The sequence below is a fragment of the Streptomyces sp. NPDC102274 genome, from assembly GCF_044766385.1.
Lineage (GTDB): Bacteria > Actinomycetota > Actinomycetes > Streptomycetales > Streptomycetaceae > Streptomyces.
Genome location: NZ_JBIWLW010000034.1, coordinates 1 through 25517, shown reverse-complemented (window position 1 = coordinate 25517; position 25517 = coordinate 1). Strand labels below are relative to the sequence as shown.

Here is a 25517-nt window from a genome sequence, read left to right as displayed (position 1 = left end):
CCACTAATCCTACGGTTGTCCATAGGATTAACTTCCGGGATTCCTTGATCGAGGAGCGGACGCGGATGACGAACGACATCGGGCAGGCGCGGAAGACGGCCGGGGACCTGGACCACTCCTCCGGCTTCGGCAATGAGCACAGCTCCGAGGCCGTGCCGGGGGCGCTGCCGCTCGGCCGCAACACACCCCAGCGCGCGCCGCTCGGTCTCTACGCGGAGCAGCTGAGCGGCAGCGCGTTCACCGAGCCCCGCGCGCAGAACCGGCGGACCTGGCTGTACCGGATCCGCCCGTCGGCAGCGCATCCGCCGTTCGCCCGTATCGACAACGGCTCGCTGCGTGGGGCCCCCTTCACCGAGACCGTCCCCGACCCCAACCGGCTGCGCTGGAACCCGCTGCCCGAGCCCGCCCCCGGCACCGACTTCCTGGCCGGTCTGTGGACGCTGGGCGGCAACGGGGACACGACCCGGCGCACCGGGATGGCGATTCATCTCTACAACGCCAACTCCCCCATGACCGACCGGGTGTTCAGCGACGCGGACGGCGAACTGCTGATCGTTCCCGAACGCGGTGGCCTGCTGATCCGTACGGAGCTGGGCCTGCTCGCGGCCCGTCCGGGCGAGGTGGCGCTGCTGCCCCGCGGTATGCGCTTCCGGGTGGAGCTGCTGGACGAGACGGCCCGCGGCTATGTCTGCGAGAACCACGGCCGGCCCTTCGTCCTGCCCGACCTCGGGCCGATCGGCGCCAACGGCCTGGCCAACGCGCGTGACTTCCGCGCGCCGGTCGCCGCGTACGAGGACATCGAGCGGCCGACCCAGGTGGTCAACAAGTTCTGCGGCAATCTCTGGGCCGCCGCCTATGACCACTCCCCGCTCGATGTGGTGGCCTGGCACGGCAATCATGTGCCGTACGTCTACGATCTGCGCCGCTTCAATGTCATCGGCACCATCAGCTACGACCACCCCGACCCGTCGATCTTCACGGTGCTGACGTCGCCGTCCGAGACCCCGGGCCTCGCCGGAGTCGACTTCGTCGTCTTCGCCCCGCGCTGGCTGGTCGGCGAGGACACGTTCCGGCCGCCGTACTTCCACCGCAATGTGATGAGCGAGTACATGGGCCTGATCGAGGGCGCGTACGACGCCAAGGCTGAAGGGTTCGTCCCCGGCGGTGGCTCGCTGCACAACATGATGTCGGCGCACGGCCCCGACCGGGAGACCTTCGAGCGGGCGAGCGCCGCCGAGCTGAAGCCGCAGAAGATCGACGACGGCCTGGCCTTCATGTTCGAGACCCGCTGGCCGGTGACGGCGACCGCGCAGGCGGCCGGTGCCACCCATCTCCAGCGCGGTTACGACAACGTATGGCAAGGTCTGGAACGCCACTTCAGGCCATGACCCGTAGTTTCGGACATACAGTCGTGGAGGTGTCACCGTTTTGGAGTCGCCACAGTCGGGGAGTCGCCGGTGACCTCCTTCGCCCCGGACTCACTGATCCTGAACCGCAAGCTTCCGCTCTGGTATCAAGTCTCCCAGTCTCTGCGCGCCTCGATACTGGGCCGCCGGCCGCGCGACCCGCTGCGGCTGCCGACCGAGGAGCAGCTCGCCACGCACTACGGCGTCAGCGTGCTGACGATGCGTCAGGCACTCAAGGAGCTGGAGGAGGAGGGCCTGATCAGCCGGCACCGGCGGCGCGGCACCTTCATCGAACCGGGCGTCCGGCGCGGCGCCCCGCGCCGGCTGCTCGGCTCGATCGACGCGATCGTGGCCCAGCAGTCCGGTGAGCTGACCACGCTCCTCGGCCATGGCCCGGCCCCGGTGCCCGGCGAACTCGCGGAGTACTTCCCCGGGGCGGACGAGGTGATCGCATACCGCCGGCTGCGCTGCGACGGCGAGAGCGGCGAGCCCGTCAATTGGGCGGAGAACGCGGTCCGTCCGGATATCGCGGCGGGCATCGATGTGGCGGATCTGGAGCGCTGGCCGATGACGAAGGTGCTGCGCGACCTGGTCGGGATCCGGATCAGCCGGATCACGGACACGGTGGAGGCCCGGCTCGCGGACCCGGCCACGGCCGAGCTGCTGCGGGTGCCGCTGCTGAGCCCGATCCTGCACTACACGGGGGTGACGTACGACGAGAGCGGCCGGGTCGCGGACGTGGCGCGGATCCACTACCGGGGGGACCGGTTCTCCTTCTCCGTCACGGTGGAGGCGGACCTCATGGGTTAGTCCATGTCCGGTAAGTCCATGTCCGGTCCATCCCCAAAACCGCCCTTGCGGGGTGGCCGTTAGCATGGACGGGGCCCGAGCCGTGTCAGCCAGGCGGGATGTGTCGGACAGGGCCCAGGGCGCACAGACCGACGGGAGGGACGGTCCGCATGACGGCGACGCGGTCCGGGGCGACGGACGAGAGCCCGCTGCTGAGCGATCTCATGCCGTGGTCGACACCCCCGCTGCGGTTCGGCAGGGAGTGGGTCCTCGCCCCCGACAGGCCTTCCCTCACCTCCCGCTGGGACCGGCTCGTACGGGCCGAGGGCGCCGAGCGCGAGGCGCTGTTCGGGCCGACCCGGGCGCGTACGCCGAACAGCGCGGTCGCCGCGCTGCCGGGCCGGGCCACCGGCACCGGGCGGTTCGCGCGGGAGTCGGGGCGCTGCCCCGAGCCGGTGCGGGTGCTCCACGGGCCGTTCGACGAGCAGTGGCTGATCCCGGACCACCGGCTGATCGACGCGGCCCGCCCCGAGCTGTGGCGGGTCGCCGACGGCCACCAGGTCTTCGCTGTGGACCAGGGTTTCGTACCGCAGGCCGCCGGGCCGGCGCTGCTGGTCGGCGCGGTGCTCCCGGACGGCCGTTCCCCGGCCGGGCGGCCGGGCAGGATCCGGCCGCTCTACCGCCGGCCCGGCGGCGTGGAACCCAATCTGGCCCCCGGGCTGACCGCCCTGCTGACCGCCCGGTACGGCCATGAGGTCACCGCCGAGGAGCTGCTCGCCTGGGCCGTGGCGGTCGCCGTGGGCACCCCGGCCGGCTGCGCGGTGCCGCTGACCGCCGATCCCGCCGTCTGGGCCTCCGGGGTCGAGCTGGGGCGGCGGATGGTCCGGATCCAGTTGCGCGGGGCACATGGCGGTGAGCGGCCCCGGCTGCCCGGTGGCCGCCGCCCCTATGTGCGGGCCGCCGTTCCGGCCCGGCCGGAGGCCATCGACTACGACCCGGGGGACGAGGTGCTCCGGCTCGGCTCGGGCCGTATCTCGCCCGTACCGGCCGGGGCGTGGGAGTTCACGGTGGGCGGCGTACGGACGCTGGAGCTGTGGTTCGAGCGCCGTACCGGGCGTCCCGAGCCGGGCACGCTGGCGGCGATCCGCCCGTCGGAGTGGCCGCGGGAGTGGACCTCGGAGCTGCTTGAGCTGATCACGGTCCTGGCGCTCCTGGCGGAACTCCGCCCGCTCCAGGCGCGGTTGCCCGGAGCCGGTCCGGAGATCGGTACGGCGGAGCTGCGCGCCGCGGGCGTCCTGCCGGTCCCGGCGGCGGCCCGGCGGCCGGCCTCCGTACTGGACCATCACGAGGAGGGGCCGGAAGGCCAGTTCGCACTGATCTGACCGTCGGCGGCCCGCTTCAGGAGGTCTTCGGCAGCCGGGCGTCGAAGGCGTCCAGGACCCGTGCGAGCGCGCGGTTGAAGACGGCCTCCATGTCGATCGGCCCCGAGTCCTCCGCGAACGCCGCCGCCAGCCGGGGATAGCGGCCCGACGCGATCTCGCGGCCCAGGTAGGCCATGCGTATGGCGTGCTCCCGCTCCGCGGACCAGGGCAGGGACTTGGTGCGCTCGGCCGTCTGGAGCTCGTTGGCGACGTAGGTGGTCACGACACCGTTGATCATCGCCACCAGCTCCATTTTCTCGCCGTAGGGCACGTCGAGGGCGTCCAGGCAGGTCAGGCTGTATTCGATGTACCGCATCGTGTTCGGGCTGAATCCGTAGACCGCCGACATCAGCCGCGCCATCCAGGGGTGCGCGTGCATGATCGTGCGGGCGCGGTGCGCGAGGGCGGTCAGATCGGCCCGCCAGTCACCGGACGGCTTCTCGGGCAGGTCGTACTCGCAGGCGACCCGGTCGACCATCAGCTCGTACAGATCCTCCTTGCGCGGCACGTAGTTGTAGAGCGACATCGTGCCGCAGCCCAGTTCGGCGGCGACATGGCGCATGGTGACGGCGTCGAGGCCACCCGCGTCGGCGATACGGCAGGCCGCCGCCGCGATGTCGGCGCGGCTGAAAGCCGGCTTGGGACCGCGTCCGGACCGCTCGGGACGCGCCCAGATCACTTCGGGTTCAGCAGGTCGCCCCGCCATCGATCATCACCTCGCCCACCATCTTAGTTACGTACAACGTACGTAGTGCGGTACGGTGGGCCGCATGACAACTACGTACGCTGTACTTAGTGAAGGTCTGGAGAAGCGCTACGGCGCCGATGTGCACGCCCTTCGCGGTCTGGACCTGGCCGTCGCGGAGGGCACGGTCTGCGGGGTGCTCGGGCCGAACGGCGCGGGCAAGACCACCGCCGTACGGATCCTGACCACCCTCACCGCCCCCGACGCGGGCACCGCCCTGGTCGCCGGGCACGACGTCCTCGCCGATCCGCGCGCGGTACGCCGGTCGATCGGGGTCGCCGGCCAGTACGCCTCCGTGGACAGCGAGCTGACGGGCCGGGAGAACCTCCGGCTCTTCGGCAAGCTGCTCCGCATCCGGGGTGCGGCGGGCCGGGCCCGCGCCGATGAGCTCCTGGAGCGCTTCGAACTGACGGACGCGGCGGACCGGGCGGTACGGACCTACTCCGGCGGGATGCGACGGCGGCTCGATCTGGCCGCCAGTCTGCTGACCCGCCCCCAGGTGCTCTTCCTCGACGAGCCGACGACCGGGCTGGACCCACACAGCCGCAACCAGATCTGGCGGGCCGTACGCGAACTCGCCGACCTGGGCACCACGATCCTGCTGACCACGCAGTATCTGGAGGAGGCCGACCGGCTGGCCGACGACATCGTACTGATCGACCGGGGCCGGGCCGCCCACCGCGGCACCCCGGCCGAACTCAAGGCGCGCATCGGCTCGTACGCGGAGGTCGTCCTCGCCGAGGAGCCCACGGAAGCGGCCGCGGAGACGGCGATCCTCGCGGCGGCGGCCGTACTCGACCAGCTGACCGGCGCCGAGCCCGCGCTCGACCGGGAGCGCCGCACCGCGGGGGCCGTGGCGAAGGATCCGGCGCTGACCCTGCCGCGGCTCGTGCGGGAGCTGGACGCGGCGGGGGTGCCGGTGGCCGACGCCAGTCTGCGTGCGCCGACGCTGGACGAGGTCTTCCTGCGGCTGACGGACCGTACGGACCCCGGCGCCCCCCACCGACACGACGAGCCGGACGACGAGCGACACGACAGGCGCCACAACGGGCGACACGACAAGCGGGACGACGAGCGACACGACAAGGAGCACGCCGCATGAGCACTCTCGCGTACGACAGCGGTGCCGTCCTCGGACGTCACCTCCAGCGCATCAGGCACGCGCCGGGCGTGGTGATCCTCACCCAGGCCATGCCGATCAACATGCTGCTGTTCTTCGGCTATGTCTTCGGCAGCGCCCTGGCGATGCCGGGTCAGCAGTACCGCGCGTATCTCGTGCCGGGGCTGCTCGCCGCGACGGCCGCGGGCGGCATCATGACCGGGATGTTCCAGGCGTCCCAGGACGTGCAGCGTGGCGTCATGGACCGGTTTCTGACGCTGCCGATGAGCAGGGTCGCCGTACCGCTGGGCCAGACCGCGGCGGATCTGCTGACCACGGCCGCGGGGATGGTGCCGCTGCTGCTGGTGGGGATCGCGGTGGGGTGGCGGATCGAGGGCGGCGTACCCGGCGCGCTCGGCGCCCTCGGGCTGCTGCTGCTCTTCCGGTTCGCGGCCAACTGGGTCGGGACGTATCTCGGGCTGCTCATCCGAAATGAGGAAGCGGCCGGTCAGCTCGGCGCCACGACATTCATCCTGCCGCTGCTCTCCAACGCGTACATCCCGGCCGAGGGGCTGCCCGGCTGGCTGCGTGTGCTCGCGGAGTGGAACCCGATCAGCGCACTCGCCGCGGCCGTCCGCGATCTCTGTGGAAATGCCGCGTCGGCCGCGGACGCCGCCTGGCCGGTGGCGCATCCGGTGGCCGGATCACTGCTCTGGTCGCTGCTGCTGCTCGCCCTGTTCGTACCGCTCGCGGTACGGCGGTACTCCAGAAGCGACGCGTGAGGCGGAGGGTGCCGGGGCGGCCGGCCCGGACCGGTGTCGGGGAGTGGATTCACCGATCGGGGCCGCCGCCCGAGGAGAGATCACGCGCCGGGCGAACACTCCGGCGCACTGCTGCGGGCCGTTGGGGATGACGGACGAGTGGAGTGCAGCACTGCGCCGGGTGGCGTGATCACCCGCGCACGTTCGGGAACGCCCGCACACGCTCGGGCATGCGGTAACTCCGTGAGGCGGTCACGCGCTCACGGGGTGGCGTGCCGACGCCGTGGAGCCGCGAGGATCAGTGGCGGCTGCCGAACAGCGAGCGGCGCAGCCGCCGCAGCGGCGCGAAGAGCGAGACGCGCGCGCTCTTGCTTCCGTGTGTCTCCGAGCTGTCACGCGACGTCAGCTCGCGCATCAGCAGCGTCGCCTCGGCCGTCTCCCGCTGGGGCACGGCGGGACCGCCGAGCACCGAGAGATGGCGGTCGAGGCGCGAACTGGACGCGCTGCTCCCGCATGTGATCGCAGGGACTCGCGCCCTGCTGTGCGCCGTTATCTGTTCCATTTCACTCCCCACCCGTACGAGGGCACCCGGCCCGGGCAGGTTAACCCTATCGCCCCACCGGGACACCCGTGTATACCGCCTTTGCGATGGACCACACTCGTACGGGTTGCGACCGCCATCGCCCGATCCATCTGATTTCAGGGCGAGTTGGACACTTCGCCGCCTCAGGGACCCACGCGTGCGGCGGGGCCGGTTCCGGGTCTCACCAGGCCCCGGCCACCGGCCCCGCCATCCTCACCCGGGCGTCATACCGCCGAGCGGAAGACCGGCAGATAGCCGCCCGACTGACCGGCGGCGGTGGGGTGGTACGACTCACCGATGTCGAGCCAGTTCACGCTGTGCAGCCACGCCGAGCCGGAGCAGATCTCATGCCCGGTGAAGGCCCCGGCGACATCGGCGAAGGCGAAGCCGTAGTCGGCCGCCCGCTTGGCGGTCGCCGCGTTGAGGTAGTCGGCGGCGCCGTTGATCGCGGCGCGCTCCGTCTCGCTCAGCCCCGTGACGCAGGTGCCGTTCAGTTGGTAGAAGCGCGGGTACCCGAGGACGACCACTCGGGCCGAGGGCGCCTTGGATCTGATCGCCGTGTACACCGAGTTGAGGTTTCCGGGCAGGGTGCCGTCGACGAAGGCACGCGCCTGCGCGACCCGGTTGAGGCAGGTCGCCTCCGACTGGAGCACACAGGTGGTCATCACATCGGCGAAGCCGGCGTCGTTCCCGCCGATGCTGATGCTGACGAGATCGGTCCCGGAGTTGACCGGGCCCAGCTGATTGGCGGTCACATCGCCCGTACGGGCACCGGAACAGGCGGTGAACGCGAACGAGGAGGGCGCGTTCGCCGCCGCCCAGAGCGCGGGGTACGCCTTGGGTGTGCGTTTGCAGCTGCCGCTCGCGCTGTCGTAGCTGCCGGATCCGACGCCCGAGGAGTACGAGTCGCCGAGCGCCACATAGTCGACGGCCGCCGCCGAATCCGCGGCCTGGGCCGTGGCGGCTCCGGTGAGAGCGAGCACGGCGCCAAGAAGGAGCGAGGACGAGAACGCTGTGATGCGGGACAGTTTCATAAGACCTCTCCTAGCGGGATTGCTGCCTCAACTTTGTTACCAGGCAGTTCACTTGACCGGTAGTGTCCATGCCAAGAACATTTCCACGAGGCTTCCCCACCGGAGCGTCAGAGGCACATGTTTCACCCCTCTTCGAATAGATCTGATCGAGGAGGTTACGGATGTGACCGGCGATGTACGGCCAAAGAAGTGAAAAGCGCGCTCACGTTCCAGGTCTTGCCATAGGGTCCCCATCATCAATACCGTCTTACATCCGCCCGCATCGGCCCATCGCACGAGTGGCTCAAGGGGAGGGCTCAGGCGTCGCGTTGGCCTCCGGGGCGGGTCGCGGTAGGGGGGTGGCCGCACGCGGTAACCGTGTGCGGTGCCGAGTCGTGTGCCGCGCGACACGTTCCACAGCTCACCCGTCCAGCGGGAGTTCTCCGTTCCATGCCGTCATGGCCGGGGTGAGAACCCCCCTTTCGAACCGGAAACACAGCCGGACCGCCCGGGGGCGGGCGGTCCACCGGACGAGAGGGAAATCGACAAGTGAGCGCTATTCTGCGCCCGGAATCATCGGGTGAAGATCCGTTAGTCATTCCGTCGCGGCCCATGGTGAGTCAGACAAGTCCGGTGAGCGAGCGGGCTTATCGGGCGGTCTCCTCTCATCTCGCGATCGCTCCGCCCGTGAGCGTCGTGATACCGGCGATGAACGAGGCGCGGAACCTTCCGTACGTCTTCAGGTCCCTGCCCGACTGGATTCATGAGGTCGTGCTCGTGGACGGCAATTCGACCGATGACACCGTCCGGGTCGCCCGTGCGCCCAGGCCGGACGTGAAGGTCGTGGAACAGCGCGGCAAGGGCAAGGGCGACGCTCTGATCAGCGGCTTCGCCGCCTGCACCGGCGACATCATCGTGATGGTCGACGCGGACGGCTCGGCCGACGGGGAGGAGATCGTCTCGTATGTGTCGGCCCTGGTCTCCGGCGCCGACTTCGCGAAGGGCTCGCGGTTCGCCAACGGCGGTGGTACGGACGACATGACGCCGATCCGCAAGCTCGGCAACAGAGTGCTGTGCGCCGTCGTCAACGCCAAGTTCGGCGCCCGGTACACCGATCTCTGCTACGGCTACAACGCCTTCTGGCGCCGCTGCCTGGACGAGATCACGCTGGACTGCACCGGGTTCGAGGTCGAGACCCTGATGAACATCCGGGTGGTGAAGGCCGGGCTGAGGGTGCAGGAGATACCGAGCCACGAGTACGACCGGATCCATGGCGTCAGCAATCTGAGAGCGGTCCGCGACGGTCTCCGGGTACTGCGGGTGATACTGAGCGAGAGAGGCATCCCCCGGTCGGTGCGGGCGGTCCGCCGCCGTCCGGCCGGGCTCCGGTTCACCATCCCGGTGGTCCCTGTCGTCCCCGTGGCACCCACGATGCCCCGGGGAGAGGTGTTGTGACCCGCCCTCACCCGCACCACCGCCGGCCCCGTCACCCGCACCGTCACCCTGTCCGGCCGTTCTCCGTGGTGATCTGTGTCTATACCGAGGACCGCTGGGACGACATCCTCGCGGCCGTCGACTCGGTACGGCACCAGTCCCTGCCGGCCCTGGAAACGCTCCTCGTCGTCGACCACAACCCGGCTCTCCTGGCACGGCTCGGCCGGGAGTACCGGGAGCACGCGGCGCGCGGGGAGGTGCGGGTGCTCGCCAACGCGGGCCCGCGCGGTCTCTCCGCGGGCCGGAACACCGGGATCGCCGCCGCCCGCGGTGAACTGGTCGCGTTCCTCGACGACGACGCCGTCGCCGAGCGGGACTGGCTGCGCTTCTTCGACGAGGCGTACGACGATCCGCGCGTGCTGGCGGTCGGCGGGCGGACGATACCGGTCTGGGCCTCGGGGAGCAGGCCGGATTGGTTCCCCGAGGAGTTCGACTGGGTGGTCGGCTGCACGTACCGCGGGCTGCCGCACGGCACGGTGCGGGTACGCAATGTGCTCGGCGGGAACGCGTCGTTCCGGCGCACCGCGTTCGATGCGGCCGGAGGGTTCGCGACGGGCATCGGACGCGACGGCGACAGGCGTCCGCTGGGCTGTGAGGAAACGGAGCTGTGCATCCGGCTCGCCATGGCCGTGCCGGACGCGGTGATCCTGATCGACGACCGGTCGGTCATTCACCACAAGGTGCCCGCGGTCCGTGCGCGGCTCGGCTACTTCCGCACGCGTACCTACGCCGAGGGGTTGTCGAAGGCGCTGGTCGCCAGAAGCGTGGGCGTGGAGAAGGGGCTCGCGTCCGAACGCCGCTACACCACCCGTGTGCTTCCGGCGGGTGCGGTGCGCGGCGTGCGCGACGCGTTACGGGGGCGGGCGGGCGGTCTCGGCCGCGCCGGCGCCATCGTCGCGGGGGTGACGATCACGACCGCCGGCTATCTGGTGGGCCGCTTCCGTACCCGGGGCGGGGGCGTCGCCTTCTCGTCGGGGCCGATCGAGAGGGCCGCCGTGCCGCGCACCGGCCCTTGGGGGGCGATCGCGTGAGCGGGGGCGAGACGGGCACCGCCGTACCGATCCTCATGTACCACGCGGTCGGGCACCGGCCCTCGGCCGCCACGTACGCGCTGTCCGTCTCGCCCGAGGCGTTCGCGGAGCAGATGGACCTGCTGCACGAGCGCCGGTTCACCCCCGTCACCACGGCACGGCTCGCCGATGCCTGGCGCACGGGCGCGCCGCTGCCGGAGCGGCCCGTACTGATCACCTTCGACGACGGTTACGAGGGCGTGCACCGGCACGCGCTCCCGGCTCTCGTCCCGTACGCCTTCCCCGCCACGCTGTTCGTCTCGACGGGGTGGCTGCGCGGGCCGTACGACGAGGGCGGCGCGCCGGACACCATGCTGGACTGGGACCAGGTGCGCGAACTGGCCGCCGCCGGTACGGAGATCGGCGGCCACAGCCACACCCATCCGCAGCTGGACCAGCTCGACGACCGGCGGCTCGGCTTCGAGACCCGGCGCTGCCGGGAGATCATCGCGACGGAGCTGGGCGCCCCGCCCGTCTCCTTCGCCTATCCGTACGGCTACTCCAGCCGGCGCGTGCGGCGTACGGTCCGCGAGGCCGGGTTCGCGCAGTCGCTCGCCGTGCGGAACGCGCTCGCCCGCCGGAGCCAGGGCCCCTACGCCCTGGCACGGGTGACGGTGCGCCGCGCCACGGGCATCGAGGAGTTCGGGCGGCTGGTGGAGGGCAGGTCGGTAGGCCGCTCCTTCGCCGGGGACCGGATGCTGACCAAGGGGTACGCCGTGGTCCGCCGCGCCCGGCGGGCGGGCGTGATCGGCGAGGAGGTGACCCGTACGATCGCGGCCGGCCGCGGTGACGGATAGGGGTACGGACGAGGCCGGGGCGACCCAGGGCCTGTCCTGGGAGGGGCCCCGGAACGTTCGGCCACACGCAGCCGCCACAGGGCAAAACACCGTGCATCGGCCGCCCCCGTGCCGGATCATGGGCGACATGTCTGCCAAGCCTCAGGACGCCCTGCCGATCCGGCTCAACGTCGACGACAGCGACTCGCCCTCGGATGTGGTCGACGCGCTGTTCCTCGGCCGCTTCGCCACGGGCGAGCAGCCGTACTCCCACAGCTCCACGATCGACCGGGTCAGAACCGGGGTGACGCTTCTGCCGCCGGACGCGACCGTGCTGCGCTCCGCCCGCGACGACGACCGCAGCGCGACGCTCGCCGAGGGCGCCGGCTGGACGTTGCTGGTGTCCCGCTGGAACCGCGGCGCCGATGTCACGGTGACGGCGGTCAGCTCCGAATTGGCCGAGAAGATCCACCACCAGGTGACCGACGGCGCGCAGGACGAGCCGGAACCGCAGCCCGAGAACGTGACCATGGGTTTCTGGTACGTCTCACCGCGCCGCGGCCCGCACCGCACCACGCGGCAGATCGCGGCCGGTACCTGGGACGAGGTCAGGCCCAACTACACCGCGCCGGTGGCCGACGCGATGGACCGGCTGATGAAGGTGACGCCGGACGACATCGCGGGCCGGCTGCTCCTGCTGCACGGCCCGCCGGGCACCGGCAAGACCTCCGCGCTGCGCACGCTGGCCCGTTCGTGGCGCGACTGGTGCCAGGTGGACTGTGTGCTCGACCCCGAGCGGCTCTTCAACGATGTCGGCTATCTGATGGACATCGCGATCGGCGAGGACGACGGCTCGGCCAAGGGCCGCTGGCGGCTGCTGCTCCTAGAGGACTGCGACGAACTGATCCGCGGCGAGGCCAAGCACACGGCGGGACAGGCGCTTTCGCGGCTGCTGAACCTCACCGACGGACTGCTCGGCCAGGGCAGGAACGTCCTGGTGGGGGTGACGACCAACGAGGACCTGGAGCGGCTGCATCCGGCGGTGGTCAGGCCGGGACGCTGTCTGGCCAGGATCGAGGTCGGCTCGCTGACCCGTTCGGAGGCGCTGTCCTGGCTGAGCGGGGAGGACGGCGACTGGGAGACGGCGGTCGGCCGCGAGGGGGCGACGCTGGCGGAGCTGTACGCGCTGCGCCGTGGCACCGGCCCGGCGTCGGTGCCGGCCCAGCACGCGGGCGAGGACGCGGGCCTCTACCTCTGAACCGCCGACGCCCGGCCGCGCGCGCCCGTGGTCCGTTGGATCACGCGCCCGTCGCCCGGCCGCCGCCCCTGCCCCTTCCGGTCACTTGGCGTAGACGGCCCGTACCGCTTCCTCCACCGCGGCGAGCGCGGCGGCACGGCCGAGCCCCAGCCGCTGGGCGCGCTCCGCGTAGGCCCGTGCGGCCGCCGCGGTCTCACGTTCGGCGGCCTCTCCCGCGGCGGCGACGAACGTACCGTTCCTGCCCCGGGTCTCGATCACTCCGTCGGTCTCCAGCGCGCGATATGCCTTGGCCACGGTGTTGGCGGCCAGCCCCAGCTCCTCGGCGAGCCCCCGTACGGTCGGAAGTCTGTATCCGACCGGCAGCGCGCCGGACCGCGCCTTCGTGGAGATTTGGGTACGGAGCTGTTCGTACGGTGCGGTCGTGGCGGCCGGGTCGATCACGATCTTCAAGGTCACGGACCGATTGTCTCCCACGCCCCACCGCCACCGGGCGGTACACGGCAGGGGTGGCCGGAACGCGACGGAAGCGGGGCGGGTAAGGGGCGGCGCCACGGGGGTGCACGGTCACCCCTTCCTTAACCCCTCGTGCTTCCGGAGATGGTGGCGGTGGCGGTGGCGGTGGCGGTGGCGGTGGCGGTGGCGGTGGCGGTGGCGGTGGCGGGCAGGATGATCGACCGGTCCGGGGCGCCCGGGGTGTGGGCGATCGGGTCGTCGTCCTCGTGCCAGTGGATGACGAAGCGCTCGCCGGCGCGGTAGGCGTCGAATCCCGCGCGGCAGTAGGCGACCAGATCGTCCGGGAGCGCGGACAGCGGATGCCAGGAGAGGCCGGAACACTTCTCCGGCTCGCGGTTGTACGGCTCGCCCCCGGCGCCGTACGCGGCCTCGAAGAACCAGCCGATCCGGGGCTGCCCGGCCGGTCCCCGGTGCTGCATGACCAACGCGACGCGCAGATCGGCGAGGGTCAGCTCGACACCGATCTCCTCGTACGCCTCACGGATCATGGCCGTACGGACGTCCTCACCCTGCTCGACATGTCCGGAGGGGCCGTTGAGCAGGCCGTCCCCGTATCCCGTTCCGGAGCGGCGGGCGAGCAGGATCTCGTCGCCCCTGCGCAGGATCAGATGGACATCGACCACCTCGCCATGGCGCCGGGGCAGGGCCGACCGGGCGATCAGCGCGTACCGTTCGTCGTCCACCGGGCGGCCCCACAGGTCGGGGTCCGCGGAGAGCCGCTCGTGGTGGACGCGTTCGGTGAGCGGGGCGAGGGCGGCGGTGAGCCGGGCGGCGGGCAGGCCCGTACCGGACCAGACCCCTTCGATCAGCACCAGCCGGCCGCCCGGTCCTAGCAGCGACGCCCAGTGCCGCAGGGCCTCTTCGGGATCGGGCAGCATCCACACCACATGACGGGCCAGGACCACATCGAACGTCCGCTCCCCCACCGGCGGCCGCCCCGCGTCGCCGACCAGCACCTCGGCGTCCGTACCCGCCAGCTTGGACCGGGCCAGAGCCACCATGCGGGGCGAGAGGTCGACGGCCGTCACCCGATGGCCCCGCTCGGCGGCGAGCAGGGCCAGGCTGCCCGTACCGCACCCGAGGTCGAGCACCCGGGAGGGCGCCCCGGGCAGCCAGTCCCCCAGCCGGGCGTCCCAGGCTGCCCGGACGGCGGGGTCCAGCAGCCCGTGATCGGGCTCCTGGTCGAAGGAGTCGGCGAGGGAATCCCAGTCGATCGTGGTCATGTTCCGATGGTGCCAGCCACCACTGACAACGCCCCTGCCCTCGTGCCGAATACGCGCCTCCGCCCCGCGACCACCGGGGCGGCGGTCGCGGGGCGGAGGGGAGGGGAGGGGAGGGTGCGGCCATGCGTCACCCCCCGTACGTCACACCGTCACATCGCTGCGGTCACCACGGTCACCACGGTCACCACGGTCGCTACGGTCACCGCGATCACGGCGCAGCGCGATCAGCTTCTTCACCCCCGGCCAGGCGAGCAGCAGCACGATCACCGCGTACACCGTCACCGAGAAGGGCGTGTTGACCAGTCCGGTCACGCTTCCGTCGCTGATCTGGAGCGCGCGCCGCAGCTGCTGTTCGGCGGCCGGGCCCAGGATGACACCGATCACGGCCGGCAGCACCGGCAGTCCGTACCGCCGCATACCGAAGCCGATCAGACCGATGATCAGCAGGATGACCAGGTCGAGTGCCTCCCCGCCGACCGCGTACGCGCCGACGGCCGCGAAGAAGAGGATGCCCGCGTAGAGATAGGGGCGCGGGACCCGCAGCAGCTTGGCCCAGACCGGTGCGAGCGGCAGGTTGAGCGCGAGCAGCAGCACCATACCGACGAAGAGCGAGGCGATCAGGCCCCAGACCAGGTCGGGTTCGCGTTCGAAGAGCAGCGGTCCCGGCTGGATGCCGTACTGCTGGAAGGCGGCCAGCATCACGGCGGCGACGGCCGTCGTGGGCAGTCCGAGGGTCAGCATCGAGACCAGCGTCCCGGCCGCCGAGGCGGAGGCCGCGGACTCGGGTCCCGCCACGCCCTCGATGGCGCCCTTGCCGAACTCGTCCTTGTGCTTGGAGAGCCGCTTCTCCGTGACGTACGAGAGGAACGTGGGGATCTCCGCGCCGCCTGCCGGGATCGCGCCGAACGGGAAGCCGATGAGCGGGCCGCGCAGCCAGGGCCGCCAGGTGCGGCGGACGTCCTTCTTGCCGAGCCAGGGTCGGCCGACCGGAATCGCCTCGCCCGTGGAGCGCCGCAGATGCGCGGCGACCCAGAGGGCCTCGCCGATCGCGAAGAGACCGACCGCGACGATGACCACGTCGATGCCGTCGGCGAGCTGGAGCGTGCCGAAGGTCAGCCGCTGCTGTCCGGTCATCTGGTCGAGGCCGACCAGACCGAGGGTGAGTCCGATGAGCAGCGAGGCGAGTCCGCGGATCCGGGAGGAGCCGAGGACGGAGGTGACGGCGATGAACGCCAGCACCATGATCGCGAAGTAGTCGGGGGCGCCGATGTCCACCGCGAGCGAGGCGACGGTGGGAGCGAGGACCACCAGCAGGATCGTGCCGATCATGCCGCCGGCGAAGTGTCCGCCGGCCGCCGCTGCGAGCGCCTGCGCCCCCCGTCCGGCCTTGGCCATCGGATTGCCCTCGATGGCGGCCACGACAGCGGCGCTCTCACCCGGGGTGTTGAGCAGGATCGAGGTGGTCGAGCCACCGAACATCGCGCCGTAGTAGATACCGGCGAACATGATGAACGCACCGGTCGGTTCGAGCCCGTACGTCACCGGGAGCAGCAGCGCGACGGCCATGGCGGGGCCGATGCCGGGCAGGACCCCGATGGCCGTGCCGAGCAGCACGCCTATCGCGGCCCAGAGCAGATTCATCGGCGTGAGCGCCGTACCGAAGCCGTCGATGAGCGAGTTCAGGGAGTCCATCGGTTACAGCACCCCCATCAGCGGGCCACCGGGGAGGGGGACACCGAGCAGGTTGTTGAAGACGAAGTAGGTGACCAGCGCGAGACCCGCGGCGATCAGCGGGTCACGGTGGTAGTGGCGGCTGCCGAGCGCGTACGCCGAGCCCCAGAAGAGCAGGGCGCCGGAGATCGGGAAGCCGAGCGGGCCGATGAGGACGGCGTTCCCGAGGAAGACACCGGCGAGCAGCAGTACGGTCCGCCAGTCGCTGGGCTCCGCCAGGTCGATGTCCTCGCCGCCCTCCGCCTCGCCGCGTCCGCCGCGCAGGATGTCGAGGGTGAGCAGTACGGCGACGACGAGCAGGCCGATACCGACGACGACCGGGACGGTCTTGGGGCCGACGGGGCCGCGCTGGGTGATCTCGACGTTCATGGTGAGCGCGTCGGTGAGGACGAGGACACCGAGGACGAGCAGGAGGAGTCCGACGCCGAGCTCGGAGTGCTCGCGCAGCCAGGAGCGGGCGCCGGCGCCGGATTCGGGGCCGGGTTCTGGGCGGCGGCCGGATTCGGATGTTCCGGAAGCTTCCCGTACGTCCGGCGCTTCGGGCTCGTTCGGCGTTTCTGGCTTGTTCGGCGTTTCTGGCTTGTTCGGCGTTTCAGGCGTGCCGGTGGGCGTCGTCACAGTCCCAGCTCCTTCAGGACCGAGTCCACGCGGCGGTCTTCCTCGGCGAGGAAGTCACCGAACTTCTCGCCGGTCAGGAACGCGTCGTCCCAGCCGTTCTTCTTGAGGGAGTCCCGCCACTGGGGCGAGTCGTGGAGCTTCTCGATGAAGGCGAGAAGCTTGGTGCGCTCGGCGTCGGAGATTCCCGGCGGGGCGACGATGCCGCGCCAGTTGGTGAAGTCGGTGTCGAGGCCGGACTCGCGCAGCGTGGGGGCGTCCAGGCCGGGGACCCGCTCGGGGCCGGTGACCGCGAGGAGCCGCAGCTCACCCGATTCGATCTGGTCGCGGTACTCGCCGAGGCCGGAGACACCGAAGGAGACCTTGTCGCCGAGGATCGAGGCGAGGAGTTCGCCGCCGCCGTCGAACGGGACGTAGTTGACCGTCTTCGGGGCGATGCCCGCGGCCTCCGCCATCAGCATGGGGGCGAGATGGTCGGGCCCGCCGGGCGACGATCCGCCGCCGACCGGCACCTTGGCCGGGTCGGCCTTCCAGGCCGTCAGCAGGTCGTCGATGGTCTTGTACGGGGAGTTCTTGCTGACGACGACGATGTCCGGTTCCTCGGTGATCCGGGCGATCGGGGTCGTGTCGGCGAGGGTCTTGGGCGACTTGTTGGTGTGGACGGCGCCGACCACCCCGAGCCCCATGGACATCGCGAGCTTGCCGTTGCCGTGCTCACCGACGAGCCGGGTGAGCCCGACGGTGCCGCCTGCCCCGGGCAGGTTGAACACCTCGATGTTGTGGGTCAGTTCGGCGTCCTCGGCGTTCTTGGCCAGGGTGCGGGCCGTGATGTCGTAACCGCCGCCGGGGGTATTGGGGACCATGAAGCGCAGGCCGGGGATCTGCGTACCGGTGTCGGCGCCGTTGCCCGCGGTGAGCAGCGGAGGCCCCACCAGCACCAGCAACGCCGACCCGAGCAGGGCCAGAGGGGTGCGCGATCGCACGTGTGCCGCCTTTCGGAATGGTGTGCGCGGAAGATGCGCGAAGAGCTGTGAAGTGGGCCACATGTTGCCGTTGCGTTAAGAAGCTGTCTCTCTTCCGGAATCAACGGACGTTGTGGTCGTTGTGGTCGCGGCCTAGCGTGTCGGCGTGATGAAAGTGCTGGTGGTGGACGACGACTTCATGGTCGCGAAGCTGCACAGCCGCTATGTGTCCGCGATGGACGGGTTTACGGTCGTCGGAGTGGCCCACAGCGGTGCCGAGGCGCTGCGCGCCGCCGAGCGGTTGTGGCCCGACCTTGTCCTGCTCGACATCTATCTGCCCGATATGGATGGGATCGCCGTACTGCGCGAGCTGCGGGCGGCGGAGGAACGGGACCGTAGACCCAACAGCGTCGACGCCCTGTTCATCACAGCGGCGAGGGACGCGGGCGTGATCAGGGCGGCGCTGCGCGCGGGCGCCCTGCACTATCTGATCAAGCCCTTCAGCCAGGTGGCGCTCCAGGAGCAGCTGCGCCACGTCGCCTCCCTGCGCTCGCGCCTGGCCGGTCTGGGCGAGGCCCGCCAGGAAGACGTGGACCACATCTTCGGGACCCGCCCGCCCGGTAGCCGCGAGCTCCCGAAGGGCCTGGCCCCGCACACCGCCGACCTGGTCGAACGCGTCCTGCGCGCACACGCGGACGGCCTCTCGGCCACGGAATGCGCCGAGGCGGGCGCCCTGTCGCGGGTGAGCGCCCGCCGCTACCTGGAGTACTTCGCGACCACGGGCCGGGCGGACATCACGCTCCGCTACGGCGGCACGGGCCGCCCGGAACGCCGCTACCGCTGGCGGGGCTGAGCGCGTAACAGGTCCGGCGAACCGGCTCCGTGTGCGTGTGCGTGAAAGCGCTTCACTCGGCTTCCGCGCGCGGCATTGACGAAGCACGGAGACCGGCCCTAGCTTCATCGCGTCGTACTTCGTACGTCATATATGAGACACGAGACGTGGAGCGCCCATGGCCTTCGCCCCGAGTCCGATCCCCTCCCGCACCGAGTACGTTCTGGAAGCGGTCAAGCACGGCATCCTCACCGGCGGTCTCAGCCCCGGTCAGGCCCTGGTCGAGACCGAACTGGCCGCGCGATTCGGGGTGTCGAAGACTCCGGTACGGGAGGCACTGAAGACCCTGGCGGGCACCGGCCTCGTCGTGATGAGCCAGTTCAAGGGCGTCACCGTCCGTACGGTCGACGCGGCCATGGCCCACGAGGTGTATGACGTACGGCTGTTGCTGGAGCCGGAGGCACTCCGCCGCTCCCTGATCCGGCGCGCCTCGCTGGAGCCCGCCCGGGAAGCCCTCGTCAAGGCCGACGAAGCGGCGGACCGGGCCGAACGCTCCCTCGCCAACAGGGAGTTCCACCGGGCGCTGTATCTCCCCTGCGGCAATCCGCTGCTGGCCCGGATGCTCGACGAGGTACGGGACCAGGCGGCCCTCGTCTCGACCGTCGCCTGGGCCGCCGTCCCGTCCTGGGAGCAGGAGGCCGCGGAGCACCGGGAGATCCTGCGGCGCGCGCTCGCCGGTGACGCCGACGGAGCCGCCCGCGCTCTGCACGACCACATCGCCTCTTTCGTACAGCGGGCGTTCCCCGAGGGAGACCACGCATGACGACCAGCCCTGATCTCGCCTCCGCGCGGGACGCGCTCGCCGAGGTCGTGGCGATCCCCGTCACGCCGTTCGGTGACAACGGTTCGCTCGACCTCACCGCCCATCGCGCCCTGCTGCGGCGGCTGCTCGACGGCGGCGTACGCACCCTCACCCCGAACGGCAACACCGGGGAGTACTACGCGCTCGGCCCCGACGAGCGCCGCGTGGTCACCGAGCTGACCGTCGAGGAGGCGGCGGTCCGGGCCTCGGTGCTGGTCGGTATCGGTCTCGACCTGCCGACGGCGGTGGCCTCGGCGACGCATGCCCGTGAGGCCGGGGCCGGGATGGTGATGGTCCATCAGCCCGTGCATCCCTATGTTTCGCAGGCCGGCTGGATCGACTACCACCGCACCATCGCGGACGCGGTGCCCGAGCTGGGCGTCGTCCCGTACGTCCGAGATCCGCAGCTGAGCGCCGCGAGCCTCGCGACGCTCGGGGAGCTGTGCCCCAATGTCATCGGGGTGAAGTACGCCGTACCGGACGCGGCGCGCTTCGCGGCCTTCGCGCGTGACGCGGGTCTGGAGCGGTTCGTCTGGGTCGCGGGGCTCGCCGAGCTGTACGCACCCTCGTACTTCGCGGGCGGAGCCACCGGCTTCACCTCGGGTCTCGTCAATGTCGCCCCGGCCGTCTCGCTGGGGATGCTGGAGGCGCTGCGGGCCGGGGACTACGCGGCCGCCATGACGATGTGGGAGCGGATCAGGCCGTTCGAGGAGCTGCGGGCCGCACGGCGGTCCGCCGACAATGTGGCGGTGGTCAAGGAGGCGCTGGCCGCCCTCGGCCTGTGCCGACGCGATATCCGCCCGCCGAGCCGCGCCCTGCCCGAGGAGCGGCGCGCCGAGATCGCCGCGATGGTGGCGGGGTGGGCGATATGACCGTACGCCCCGAGGACCTGCGCAGCCACCGCTGGTACGGCGGCGACAGTGAGGGCCCGACCGGCCTCCGCTCCTTCAGCCACCGCGCCCGCACCCGCCAGCTCGGCTATCTCCCCGAAGAGCATCTGGGCAAACCGGTCATCGCGATCCTCAACACCTGGTCCGACATCAACCCCTGCCATGTCCACTTGCGGGAGCGCGCGCAGGCGGTGAAGCGAGGAGTGTGGCAAGCCGGCGGATTCCCGCTGGAGTTCCCGGTCTCCACGCTCTCCGAGACGTTCCAGAAGCCCACGCCCATGCTCTACCGCAATCTGCTGGCGATGGAGACGGAGGAGCTGCTCCGCTCCTATCCGGTCGACGGCGCGGTGCTGATGGGCGGCTGCGACAAGACGACACCGGCGCTGTTGATGGGCGCGGCGAGCGTCGATCTGCCGGCCGTCTTCGTACCCGCCGGGCCCATGCTGCCGGGGCACTGGCGCGATGAAGTGCTGGGCTCGGGCACGGACATGTGGAAGTACTGGGACGACAAGCGGGCCGGGCTGATCGGCGACGCCGAGATGGCCGAGCTGGAGAACGGTCTGGCCCGGTCGCCCGGCCACTGCATGACCATGGGCACCGCCTCGACGCTCACCGCCGCCGCCGAGGCGCTGGGCGTCACCATGCCCGGGGCCTCCTCGATCCCGGCCGTGGACTCCGGACACGACCGGATGGCCGCGGCCTCCGGCCGACGCGTGGTGGAGCTGGTACGCCACGATCTGCGGCTCTCGAAGATCCTGACCCGGGAGGCGTACGAGGACGCGGTGGCCACGGTCCTCGCGCTGGGCGGCTCGACGAACGCGGTGATCCATCTGATCGCGATGGCGGGACGCTCGGGCATCCGGCTCACCCTCGACGACTTCGACAGGACCGCGCGTACGGTGCCGGTGCTGGCGAACCTCCGTCCCGGCGGCCGGTATCTGATGGAGGACTTCCATTTCGCCGGCGGACTGCCCGCGTTCCTGGGGCGGTTGACGGACGTACTGCACCTGGACCGGCCGACCGTCGCGCACCCCACCCTGCGGGAACAGCTCGACGGCGCGCTCGTACACAATCCGGACGTGATCCGGCCGCGCGCGAACCCGCTCGCGCCGGAGGGCGGGGTGGCGGTGCTGCGCGGCAATCTCTGTCCCGACGGCGCGGTCATCAAGCACATCGCCGCCGAACCGCGCCTGCTCACGCACACCGGTCCCGCCATGGTCTTCGACGACTACCGGACGATGCAGCGGACCATCAACGACCCGCAGCTCGGCATCACCCCCGATCATGTGCTGGTGCTGCGCAACGCGGGCCCCAAGGGCGGGCCCGGAATGCCGGAGTACGGGATGCTGCCGATCCCGGACTATCTGCTCAAGCGGGGGGTGCGGGACATGGTCCGGATCTCCGACGCCCGGATGAGCGGCACGAGTTACGGCGCGTGCGTCCTGCACATCGCGCCCGAGTCCTATGTCGGCGGACCGCTCGCGCTCGTGCACACCGGCGACACGATCACTCTCGACGTCGGCGCCCGCAGCCTCCATCTCCATTTGTCGGACAGGGAGTTGGCGCGGCGGCGAAGCGAGTGGACTCCGCCGCCCGAACGCTGTCAGCGCGGTTACGGCGCTCTCTACAACGAACAGATCACCCAGGCCGACACCGGCTGCGACTTCGCCTTCCTGGCGCGGCCCGGCGAGGTGCCCGACCCGTACGTGGGCTGAGAAACGAGCTGAGAAACGGGCTGAGAATCGGGCCGGGAGATGGGATGGGAAGGCGGCCGGACGACCTCCCGTCCCTGCCCGTCACTGCCCGTCCCCACTCGTTCGCCCCGGCACTCCGCGGAGCCCGCCGCACTGCACAGAGCCCTGAGGAGCGCTCTGTTCGCACGGGACGGCGGGTCTGGTTCCGATGACCACGGTGGCGTACAGCTCCTCGGAGCTCGCCACCCTCGGGATCAGTCCGCTCCCGGCGACGGTCTCGACCGCGCGCGCCGCCTGGCGCTCGCTCGTCTCGACCAGCAGGCTGCCGCCCGGGGCCAGCCAGTACGGCGCCCGCGCGGCCACCCGCCGCAGGACGTCGAGCCCGTCCGCACCGCCGTCGAGCGCCACCCGCGCCTCATGGATACGGGCCTCGGGGGGCAGCAGTCCGACCTCCTCGGTGGGCACGTACGGCACATTGGCGAGCAGGACGTCCACGCGGCCGCGCAGTGTGGCGGGCAGCGGATCGTACAGATCGCCCTCGTACACCCGGCCGCCGAAGGCGGCGACATTGCCCCGGGCACAGCGCACCGCGGCCGGGTCGATATCGGCGGCGTGCAGCTCGGCCCGGTCCAGGATCCCGGCCAGCGCCGCGCCCAGCGCCCCCGAGCCGCAGCACAGATCGACCACGACAGCTCCGGGCCGGTCGAGGGCGGCGACGGCGGCCTGCCGCACAAGGAACTCGGTACGGCGGCGGGGTACGAAGACCCCGGGGTCCACGGCGATCCGCAGCCCGCAGAACTCCGCCCAGCCGAGGACGTGTTCAAGGGGCAGACCACCGACGCGCCGGTCCACCATGACGGCGAGATCGTCCGGCGTCGCCGCCGTGGAGATGAGCAGCCGTGCCTCGTCCTCGGCGAAGACACAGCCGGCGGCCCGGAGCCTGGTGACGATGACGGACTCGTCGGAAGAAGCCGAGGAGGAAGAAGAAGAAGAAGAGGAGGAGGCTGATGCTGACAAAGGAGCTGACATGAGCGGGGAAACCTTTCGGGATGCCGATGGGCACTCCCGGCGGTCAGCTATGCCTCGGGGACCGCGCGGCCGTGAGAAGGGAGCACCCGACCTGATACAGCGGTGATGGGTCTCGCCTCCTTCGGTAGGTACGTCCACAGCTCGCACTGCGACTGGTCACCCTACCCGAGCCGGACCCCGGGCCGCGGACGCATGCGCGACGGCCCGTCCCGAGGACTTCCCCGAGGACTTCCCCAGGGCTTCCTGAGCGGTCTCTTAGGGGCTCCTTAAGCGGAGCATAAGGATCGCTGTCGCCCTCTCCCAGCAGCCGATTCCGCGGTTCCGGGCGGCTAGTTTGCTGATCGCTGGGGCGGTACGGCGACGGGGAGGTCACCTGCCGCTCCGGCTGTCCCCTCCGGCTGTCCCCCTTCCCGTGCCGCCGCTCCGAAGGAGAACCAGTTCATGACCGTTCGACGTACGGCCACCGGGATCGTCGTCCTCGGCCTCGCCCCGCTCGCGCTGGCCGGGCTCGCCGCCGTGCCGGCCGCCGCCCATGGTTCGATGACCGATCCTGTCAGCCGGGTCGCCGCGTGTTTCGCCGACGGGCCGGAGAGCCCGCGGTCGGCGGCGTGCAAGGCGGCGGTCGCGGCCGGCGGTACGCAGGCGCTCTACGACTGGAACGAGGTCAACATCGCCAACGCCGCCGGGAATCACCGGCAGTTGATCCCGGACGGCAAGCTGTGCGGCGCGGGCAAGGACAAGTACAAGGGGCTCGACCTGGCGCGCGGCGACTGGCCGTCGTCCGAACTGGCACCGGGCAACCGCACCTTCCGCTACAAGGCGACGGCGCCGCACCGCGGCTCCTTCGAGCTGTATGTCACCAAGGACGGCTATGACCCGGGCAAGCCGCTGAAGTGGTCGGATCTGGAGGAGAAGCCCTTCCTCAAGGTCACCGACCCGAAGCTGGAGAGCGGCGCCTATGTCTTCGACGGCATCGTCCCGAACAAGTCGGGCCGTCATCTGATCTACTCCATCTGGCAGCGCTCGGACAGCCCCGAGGCCTTCTACACCTGCTCCGACGTGGTCTTCGGGCAGGACAACGGCGGTGCGGGCGGCGCCGCGTCGGCCGCCTCCGCGCCCACCGACGAGAAGATCGCGGACGCTTCGGAGAAGTCCACCGTCGAACACAACGGCCATGGCGATCTCGGTACCGACGCGACGAAGGTCTCGGCGAAGGACACCCCGGCCGCTCCGGAGACCTCGGAGACCTCGGAGACCCCGGAGAAGCAGCCGGACACGAGCACCGACGACGCCTACTCCGACACCCGTGCCGAGGCCGAGGCCAACTCCCCCGCGGCGAAGAGCGCCGACGGTCAGGACACCCTGGCCGCGACCGGTGGCGACAGCACCACCTCCTACCTCGCGATCGGTGGCGCGGCGGCGCTCGCCATCGGTGCCGCGGTGACCTTCGGAACCGCTCGCCGCAAGGCCGTATCGGCCGGGCGTCATAGCCGCTGACCCCCGCCGTACGGCACCGCGCACTGCCTTCCGCCACCGGGAAACTCCCGGCGGGCGGAAGGCAGTCGTGTGTCCGCGCGGGGGTACGGGTCAGCCGATCACCGAGAAGCAGGTGGTCGGGGTGGCACGGGCGGGATCGAGCGCGTTGGTCACCTCGTGGAAGGCGATCCTGTCGATCGTCCCGATCGCCACATGCTCGGAGAGATCGACCGGGCACAGATCCTGGAGCAGCACATTGCGCACGTCGGGGCCGGTCAGGAACTGTGACCGGTACGGGGTGACCACCTCGTCGTACCGGGTGGATATCACGGTGTAGCGCACCCCGGGGACGGTGTCGCCGCCCGCGTTGAGCTTGGTGAGGAAGGCGGATCCGGCCAGCTGGTCGGCGAGCCCCGGGGTCTTCTCGTTCAGCAGCTCACCCGCACCGGGGAAGTACGGCAGCAGCTCTGCCAGCCCGAGCAAGGTGCTGCCGCGGTTGGAGGGGGCGAGGCCGACCAGGGCGTTCACCTTCGCCGCCCCGCCGAGGAACTTCAGGTAGTAGCGGGGCATCATGCCGCCCTGCGAGTGGCCGACGATGTCGACCTTCGCGGCTCCGGTGGCGGCGAGCACCTTGTCGACATAGGTGGCGAGCTGTCCGGCCGAGGCGTCGATGGGGCCGAGACCGTAGAACAGCGGGACGCCGGGGAGCTGCCCGTAGTCGAGGGAGAAGACGCAGTATCCGCGGTTCACCAGATACGGGGCGAGGCCGAGCCAGTTGTCGATGGCGTTCGCGAAGGTGCCGTGGACGAGGACGACGGGACGGGGATGGGCGGCGGAGGGCTTGCAGGAGTAGTCGTTCCAGCCGCTGCTCGACGATGCGGAGACAGCGGGGGCGGACACCGAAGTGGGGGTGATGGGGGCCGCGGCGGGGGCCGCGGCAACGGCGGGGGTGGCCAGGAATGTCGCGGCCAGCAGCAGCGCGGTCAGTGGTCCGAGCGCGCGCTTCCAGGGCAGCATCGTGTGATCTCCTTGCGGCTCAAGGGAATTGGCGATGACTGTCAGCCCTGTGGCCCGGACCACAAAGATGCTTCCGCTATGAAGTTACGCATGGGTAAGGTAAAGAAGGGAAGTTACGCGTCGGTAAAAAGTGTGACGCGTAACGCCGTCCATTCTTCCGCGGCTCAGTCTCGCGTCAGCTTCCGGTAGGTGGCGCGGTGCGGACGGGCGGCATCCGCGCCGAGCCGCTCGATCTTGTTCTTCTCGTACGACTCGAAG

Annotated in this window: 24 protein-coding genes; 14 read left to right on the top strand and 10 right to left on the bottom strand. The window is 70.8% G+C overall.

The features are described 5' to 3' along the window. Positions 1–65: 65 nt before the first annotated feature. The 3 genes from hmgA to ACIRQP_RS33300 all read left to right on the top strand — a co-directional run bounded on the left by hmgA (position 66) and on the right by ACIRQP_RS33300 (position 3577). Positions 66–1388 carry a homogentisate 1,2-dioxygenase gene (hmgA, locus tag ACIRQP_RS33310; protein ID WP_403896886.1) on the top strand — a complete coding sequence of 441 codons (1323 nt, stop codon included), beginning with the start codon at positions 66–68 and terminating at the stop codon, positions 1386–1388. 69 nt (positions 1389–1457) lie between these two features. Next, positions 1458–2216, top strand: a complete 759-nt coding sequence (locus ACIRQP_RS33305) for a GntR family transcriptional regulator (RefSeq protein ID WP_403896883.1) — start codon at positions 1458–1460, stop codon at positions 2214–2216. 149 nt (positions 2217–2365) lie between these two features. Further along, complete coding sequence (locus ACIRQP_RS33300; protein ID WP_403896880.1) at positions 2366–3577, top strand: type ISP restriction/modification enzyme; 1212 nt, start codon at positions 2366–2368, stop codon at positions 3575–3577. Between the two features lie 16 nt (positions 3578–3593). Here ACIRQP_RS33300 and ACIRQP_RS33295 read toward each other — a convergent pair whose 3' ends face one another. After that, positions 3594–4322 (bottom strand): TetR/AcrR family transcriptional regulator, encoded by a 729-nt coding sequence (locus tag ACIRQP_RS33295; RefSeq protein WP_403896877.1) that lies wholly within the window; start codon positions 4320–4322, stop codon positions 3594–3596. A gap of 64 nt (positions 4323–4386) precedes the next feature. On the opposite strand from ACIRQP_RS33295, the gene ACIRQP_RS33290 reads away from it, so the two are divergent. Further along, positions 4387–5463 (top strand): ATP-binding cassette domain-containing protein, encoded by a 1077-nt coding sequence (locus ACIRQP_RS33290; RefSeq protein WP_403896875.1) that lies wholly within the window; start codon positions 4387–4389, stop codon positions 5461–5463. Continuing rightward, on the top strand, positions 5460–6242 hold the full coding sequence (locus ACIRQP_RS33285; protein WP_403896873.1) for an ABC transporter permease: 783 nt from the start codon (positions 5460–5462) through the stop codon (positions 6240–6242). The genes ACIRQP_RS33290 and ACIRQP_RS33285 overlap by 4 nt, the downstream gene beginning before the upstream one ends. Before the next feature lie 277 nt (positions 6243–6519). Here ACIRQP_RS33285 and ACIRQP_RS33280 read toward each other — a convergent pair whose 3' ends face one another. Both ACIRQP_RS33280 and ACIRQP_RS33275 read right to left on the bottom strand, forming a co-directional pair. After that, positions 6520–6783 carry a hypothetical protein gene (locus ACIRQP_RS33280; protein ID WP_403896871.1) on the bottom strand — a complete coding sequence of 88 codons (264 nt, stop codon included), beginning with the start codon at positions 6781–6783 and terminating at the stop codon, positions 6520–6522. A 245-nt stretch (positions 6784–7028) separates the two neighbouring features. After that, complete coding sequence (locus tag ACIRQP_RS33275) at positions 7029–7838, bottom strand: SGNH/GDSL hydrolase family protein (RefSeq protein WP_403896868.1); 810 nt, start codon at positions 7836–7838, stop codon at positions 7029–7031. Between the two features lie 591 nt (positions 7839–8429). Here ACIRQP_RS33275 and ACIRQP_RS33270 point away from each other — a divergent pair. The 4 genes from ACIRQP_RS33270 to ACIRQP_RS33255 all read left to right on the top strand — a co-directional run bounded on the left by ACIRQP_RS33270 (position 8430) and on the right by ACIRQP_RS33255 (position 12415). Then, entirely contained in the window at positions 8430–9272 is an 843-nt protein-coding gene (locus ACIRQP_RS33270; protein ID WP_403896865.1) for a glycosyltransferase family 2 protein, read from the top strand. A 68-nt stretch (positions 9273–9340) separates the two neighbouring features. After that, a complete protein-coding gene (locus ACIRQP_RS33265; protein WP_403897035.1) occupies positions 9341–10342 on the top strand; it encodes a glycosyltransferase family 2 protein in 1002 nt (333 codons plus the stop codon). A gap of 35 nt (positions 10343–10377) precedes the next feature. After that, a complete protein-coding gene (locus tag ACIRQP_RS33260; protein WP_403897033.1) occupies positions 10378–11178 on the top strand; it encodes a polysaccharide deacetylase family protein in 801 nt (266 codons plus the stop codon). Between the two features lie 127 nt (positions 11179–11305). Then, positions 11306–12415, top strand: coding sequence for a DUF5925 domain-containing protein (locus ACIRQP_RS33255; protein ID WP_403896863.1), 1110 nt, complete (start codon positions 11306–11308; stop codon positions 12413–12415). A gap of 81 nt (positions 12416–12496) precedes the next feature. On the opposite strand, the gene ACIRQP_RS33250 is transcribed toward ACIRQP_RS33255, so the two are convergent. From ACIRQP_RS33250 to ACIRQP_RS33230, 5 genes are all read right to left on the bottom strand, one after another. Next, a complete protein-coding gene (locus ACIRQP_RS33250; RefSeq protein ID WP_403896860.1) occupies positions 12497–12871 on the bottom strand; it encodes a GntR family transcriptional regulator in 375 nt (124 codons plus the stop codon). Positions 12872–12990: 119 nt separating this feature from the next. Then, positions 12991–14151 (bottom strand): methyltransferase domain-containing protein, encoded by a 1161-nt coding sequence (locus ACIRQP_RS33245; RefSeq protein ID WP_403896857.1) that lies wholly within the window; start codon positions 14149–14151, stop codon positions 12991–12993. Between the two features lie 141 nt (positions 14152–14292). Continuing rightward, positions 14293–15843 carry a tripartite tricarboxylate transporter permease gene (locus ACIRQP_RS33240; protein WP_403896854.1) on the bottom strand — a complete coding sequence of 517 codons (1551 nt, stop codon included), beginning with the start codon at positions 15841–15843 and terminating at the stop codon, positions 14293–14295. A 3-nt stretch (positions 15844–15846) separates the two neighbouring features. Further along, complete coding sequence (locus ACIRQP_RS33235; protein WP_403897030.1) at positions 15847–16329, bottom strand: tripartite tricarboxylate transporter TctB family protein; 483 nt, start codon at positions 16327–16329, stop codon at positions 15847–15849. A 167-nt stretch (positions 16330–16496) separates the two neighbouring features. Next, the gene (locus ACIRQP_RS33230) at positions 16497–17480 is read right to left on the bottom strand and encodes a Bug family tripartite tricarboxylate transporter substrate binding protein (protein WP_403896852.1); all 984 of its coding nucleotides are present in this window, start codon (positions 17478–17480) and stop codon (positions 16497–16499) included. Between the two features lie 148 nt (positions 17481–17628). Here ACIRQP_RS33230 and ACIRQP_RS33225 point away from each other — a divergent pair, with 148 nt between their 5' ends. The 4 genes from ACIRQP_RS33225 to araD all read left to right on the top strand — a co-directional run bounded on the left by ACIRQP_RS33225 (position 17629) and on the right by araD (position 21758). Beyond that, positions 17629–18312, top strand: a complete 684-nt coding sequence (locus ACIRQP_RS33225; protein WP_403897028.1) for a response regulator — start codon at positions 17629–17631, stop codon at positions 18310–18312. A gap of 157 nt (positions 18313–18469) precedes the next feature. Further along, complete coding sequence (locus ACIRQP_RS33220; RefSeq protein ID WP_403896849.1) at positions 18470–19114, top strand: GntR family transcriptional regulator; 645 nt, start codon at positions 18470–18472, stop codon at positions 19112–19114. Further along, entirely contained in the window at positions 19111–20025 is a 915-nt protein-coding gene (locus ACIRQP_RS33215) for a dihydrodipicolinate synthase family protein (protein ID WP_403896846.1), read from the top strand. Before ACIRQP_RS33220 ends, ACIRQP_RS33215 begins: the two co-directional genes overlap by 4 nt. Continuing rightward, the gene (gene araD / locus ACIRQP_RS33210) at positions 20022–21758 is read left to right on the top strand and encodes an L-arabinonate dehydratase (protein ID WP_403896843.1); all 1737 of its coding nucleotides are present in this window, start codon (positions 20022–20024) and stop codon (positions 21756–21758) included. The genes ACIRQP_RS33215 and araD overlap by 4 nt, the downstream gene beginning before the upstream one ends. A gap of 81 nt (positions 21759–21839) precedes the next feature. On the opposite strand, the gene ACIRQP_RS33205 is transcribed toward araD, so the two are convergent. Beyond that, positions 21840–22766 carry a putative protein N(5)-glutamine methyltransferase gene (locus ACIRQP_RS33205; RefSeq protein WP_403896840.1) on the bottom strand — a complete coding sequence of 309 codons (927 nt, stop codon included), beginning with the start codon at positions 22764–22766 and terminating at the stop codon, positions 21840–21842. Between the two features lie 441 nt (positions 22767–23207). Between ACIRQP_RS33205 and ACIRQP_RS33200 the strand changes: the two genes are divergently transcribed. Further along, positions 23208–24263 (top strand): lytic polysaccharide monooxygenase, encoded by a 1056-nt coding sequence (locus tag ACIRQP_RS33200; protein WP_403896838.1) that lies wholly within the window; start codon positions 23208–23210, stop codon positions 24261–24263. A gap of 90 nt (positions 24264–24353) precedes the next feature. On the opposite strand, the gene ACIRQP_RS33195 is transcribed toward ACIRQP_RS33200, so the two are convergent. Beyond that, positions 24354–25259, bottom strand: a complete 906-nt coding sequence (locus ACIRQP_RS33195) for an esterase/lipase family protein (RefSeq protein WP_403896835.1) — start codon at positions 25257–25259, stop codon at positions 24354–24356. Between the last annotated feature and the right edge of the window lie 258 nt (positions 25260–25517).

Coding starts and splice junctions, on each gene's coding strand:
- hmgA (WP_403896886.1), top strand. CDS start 66: ATGACGAACGACATCGGGCAGGCGCGGAAGACGGCCGGGGACCTGGAC.
- ACIRQP_RS33300 (WP_403896880.1), top strand. CDS start 2,366: ATGACGGCGACGCGGTCCGGGGCGACGGACGAGAGCCCGCTGCTGAGC.
- ACIRQP_RS33295 (WP_403896877.1), bottom strand. CDS start 4,322: ATGGCGGGGCGACCTGCTGAACCCGAAGTGATCTGGGCGCGTCCCGAG.
- ACIRQP_RS33290 (WP_403896875.1), top strand. CDS start 4,387: ATGACAACTACGTACGCTGTACTTAGTGAAGGTCTGGAGAAGCGCTAC.
- ACIRQP_RS33285 (WP_403896873.1), top strand. CDS start 5,460: ATGAGCACTCTCGCGTACGACAGCGGTGCCGTCCTCGGACGTCACCTC.
- ACIRQP_RS33280 (WP_403896871.1), bottom strand. CDS start 6,783: ATGGAACAGATAACGGCGCACAGCAGGGCGCGAGTCCCTGCGATCACA.
- ACIRQP_RS33275 (WP_403896868.1), bottom strand. CDS start 7,838: ATGAAACTGTCCCGCATCACAGCGTTCTCGTCCTCGCTCCTTCTTGGC.
- ACIRQP_RS33270 (WP_403896865.1), top strand. CDS start 8,430: ATGGTGAGTCAGACAAGTCCGGTGAGCGAGCGGGCTTATCGGGCGGTC.
- ACIRQP_RS33260 (WP_403897033.1), top strand. CDS start 10,378: ATGTACCACGCGGTCGGGCACCGGCCCTCGGCCGCCACGTACGCGCTG.
- ACIRQP_RS33255 (WP_403896863.1), top strand. CDS start 11,306: ATGTCTGCCAAGCCTCAGGACGCCCTGCCGATCCGGCTCAACGTCGAC.
- ACIRQP_RS33245 (WP_403896857.1), bottom strand. CDS start 14,151: ATGACCACGATCGACTGGGATTCCCTCGCCGACTCCTTCGACCAGGAG.
- ACIRQP_RS33240 (WP_403896854.1), bottom strand. CDS start 15,843: ATGGACTCCCTGAACTCGCTCATCGACGGCTTCGGTACGGCGCTCACG.
- ACIRQP_RS33225 (WP_403897028.1), top strand. CDS start 17,629: ATGAAAGTGCTGGTGGTGGACGACGACTTCATGGTCGCGAAGCTGCAC.
- ACIRQP_RS33220 (WP_403896849.1), top strand. CDS start 18,470: ATGGCCTTCGCCCCGAGTCCGATCCCCTCCCGCACCGAGTACGTTCTG.
- ACIRQP_RS33215 (WP_403896846.1), top strand. CDS start 19,111: ATGACGACCAGCCCTGATCTCGCCTCCGCGCGGGACGCGCTCGCCGAG.
- araD (WP_403896843.1), top strand. CDS start 20,022: ATGACCGTACGCCCCGAGGACCTGCGCAGCCACCGCTGGTACGGCGGC.
- ACIRQP_RS33205 (WP_403896840.1), bottom strand. CDS start 22,766: ATGTCAGCTCCTTTGTCAGCATCAGCCTCCTCCTCTTCTTCTTCTTCT.
- ACIRQP_RS33200 (WP_403896838.1), top strand. CDS start 23,208: ATGACCGTTCGACGTACGGCCACCGGGATCGTCGTCCTCGGCCTCGCC.
- ACIRQP_RS33195 (WP_403896835.1), bottom strand. CDS start 25,259: ATGCTGCCCTGGAAGCGCGCGCTCGGACCACTGACCGCGCTGCTGCTG.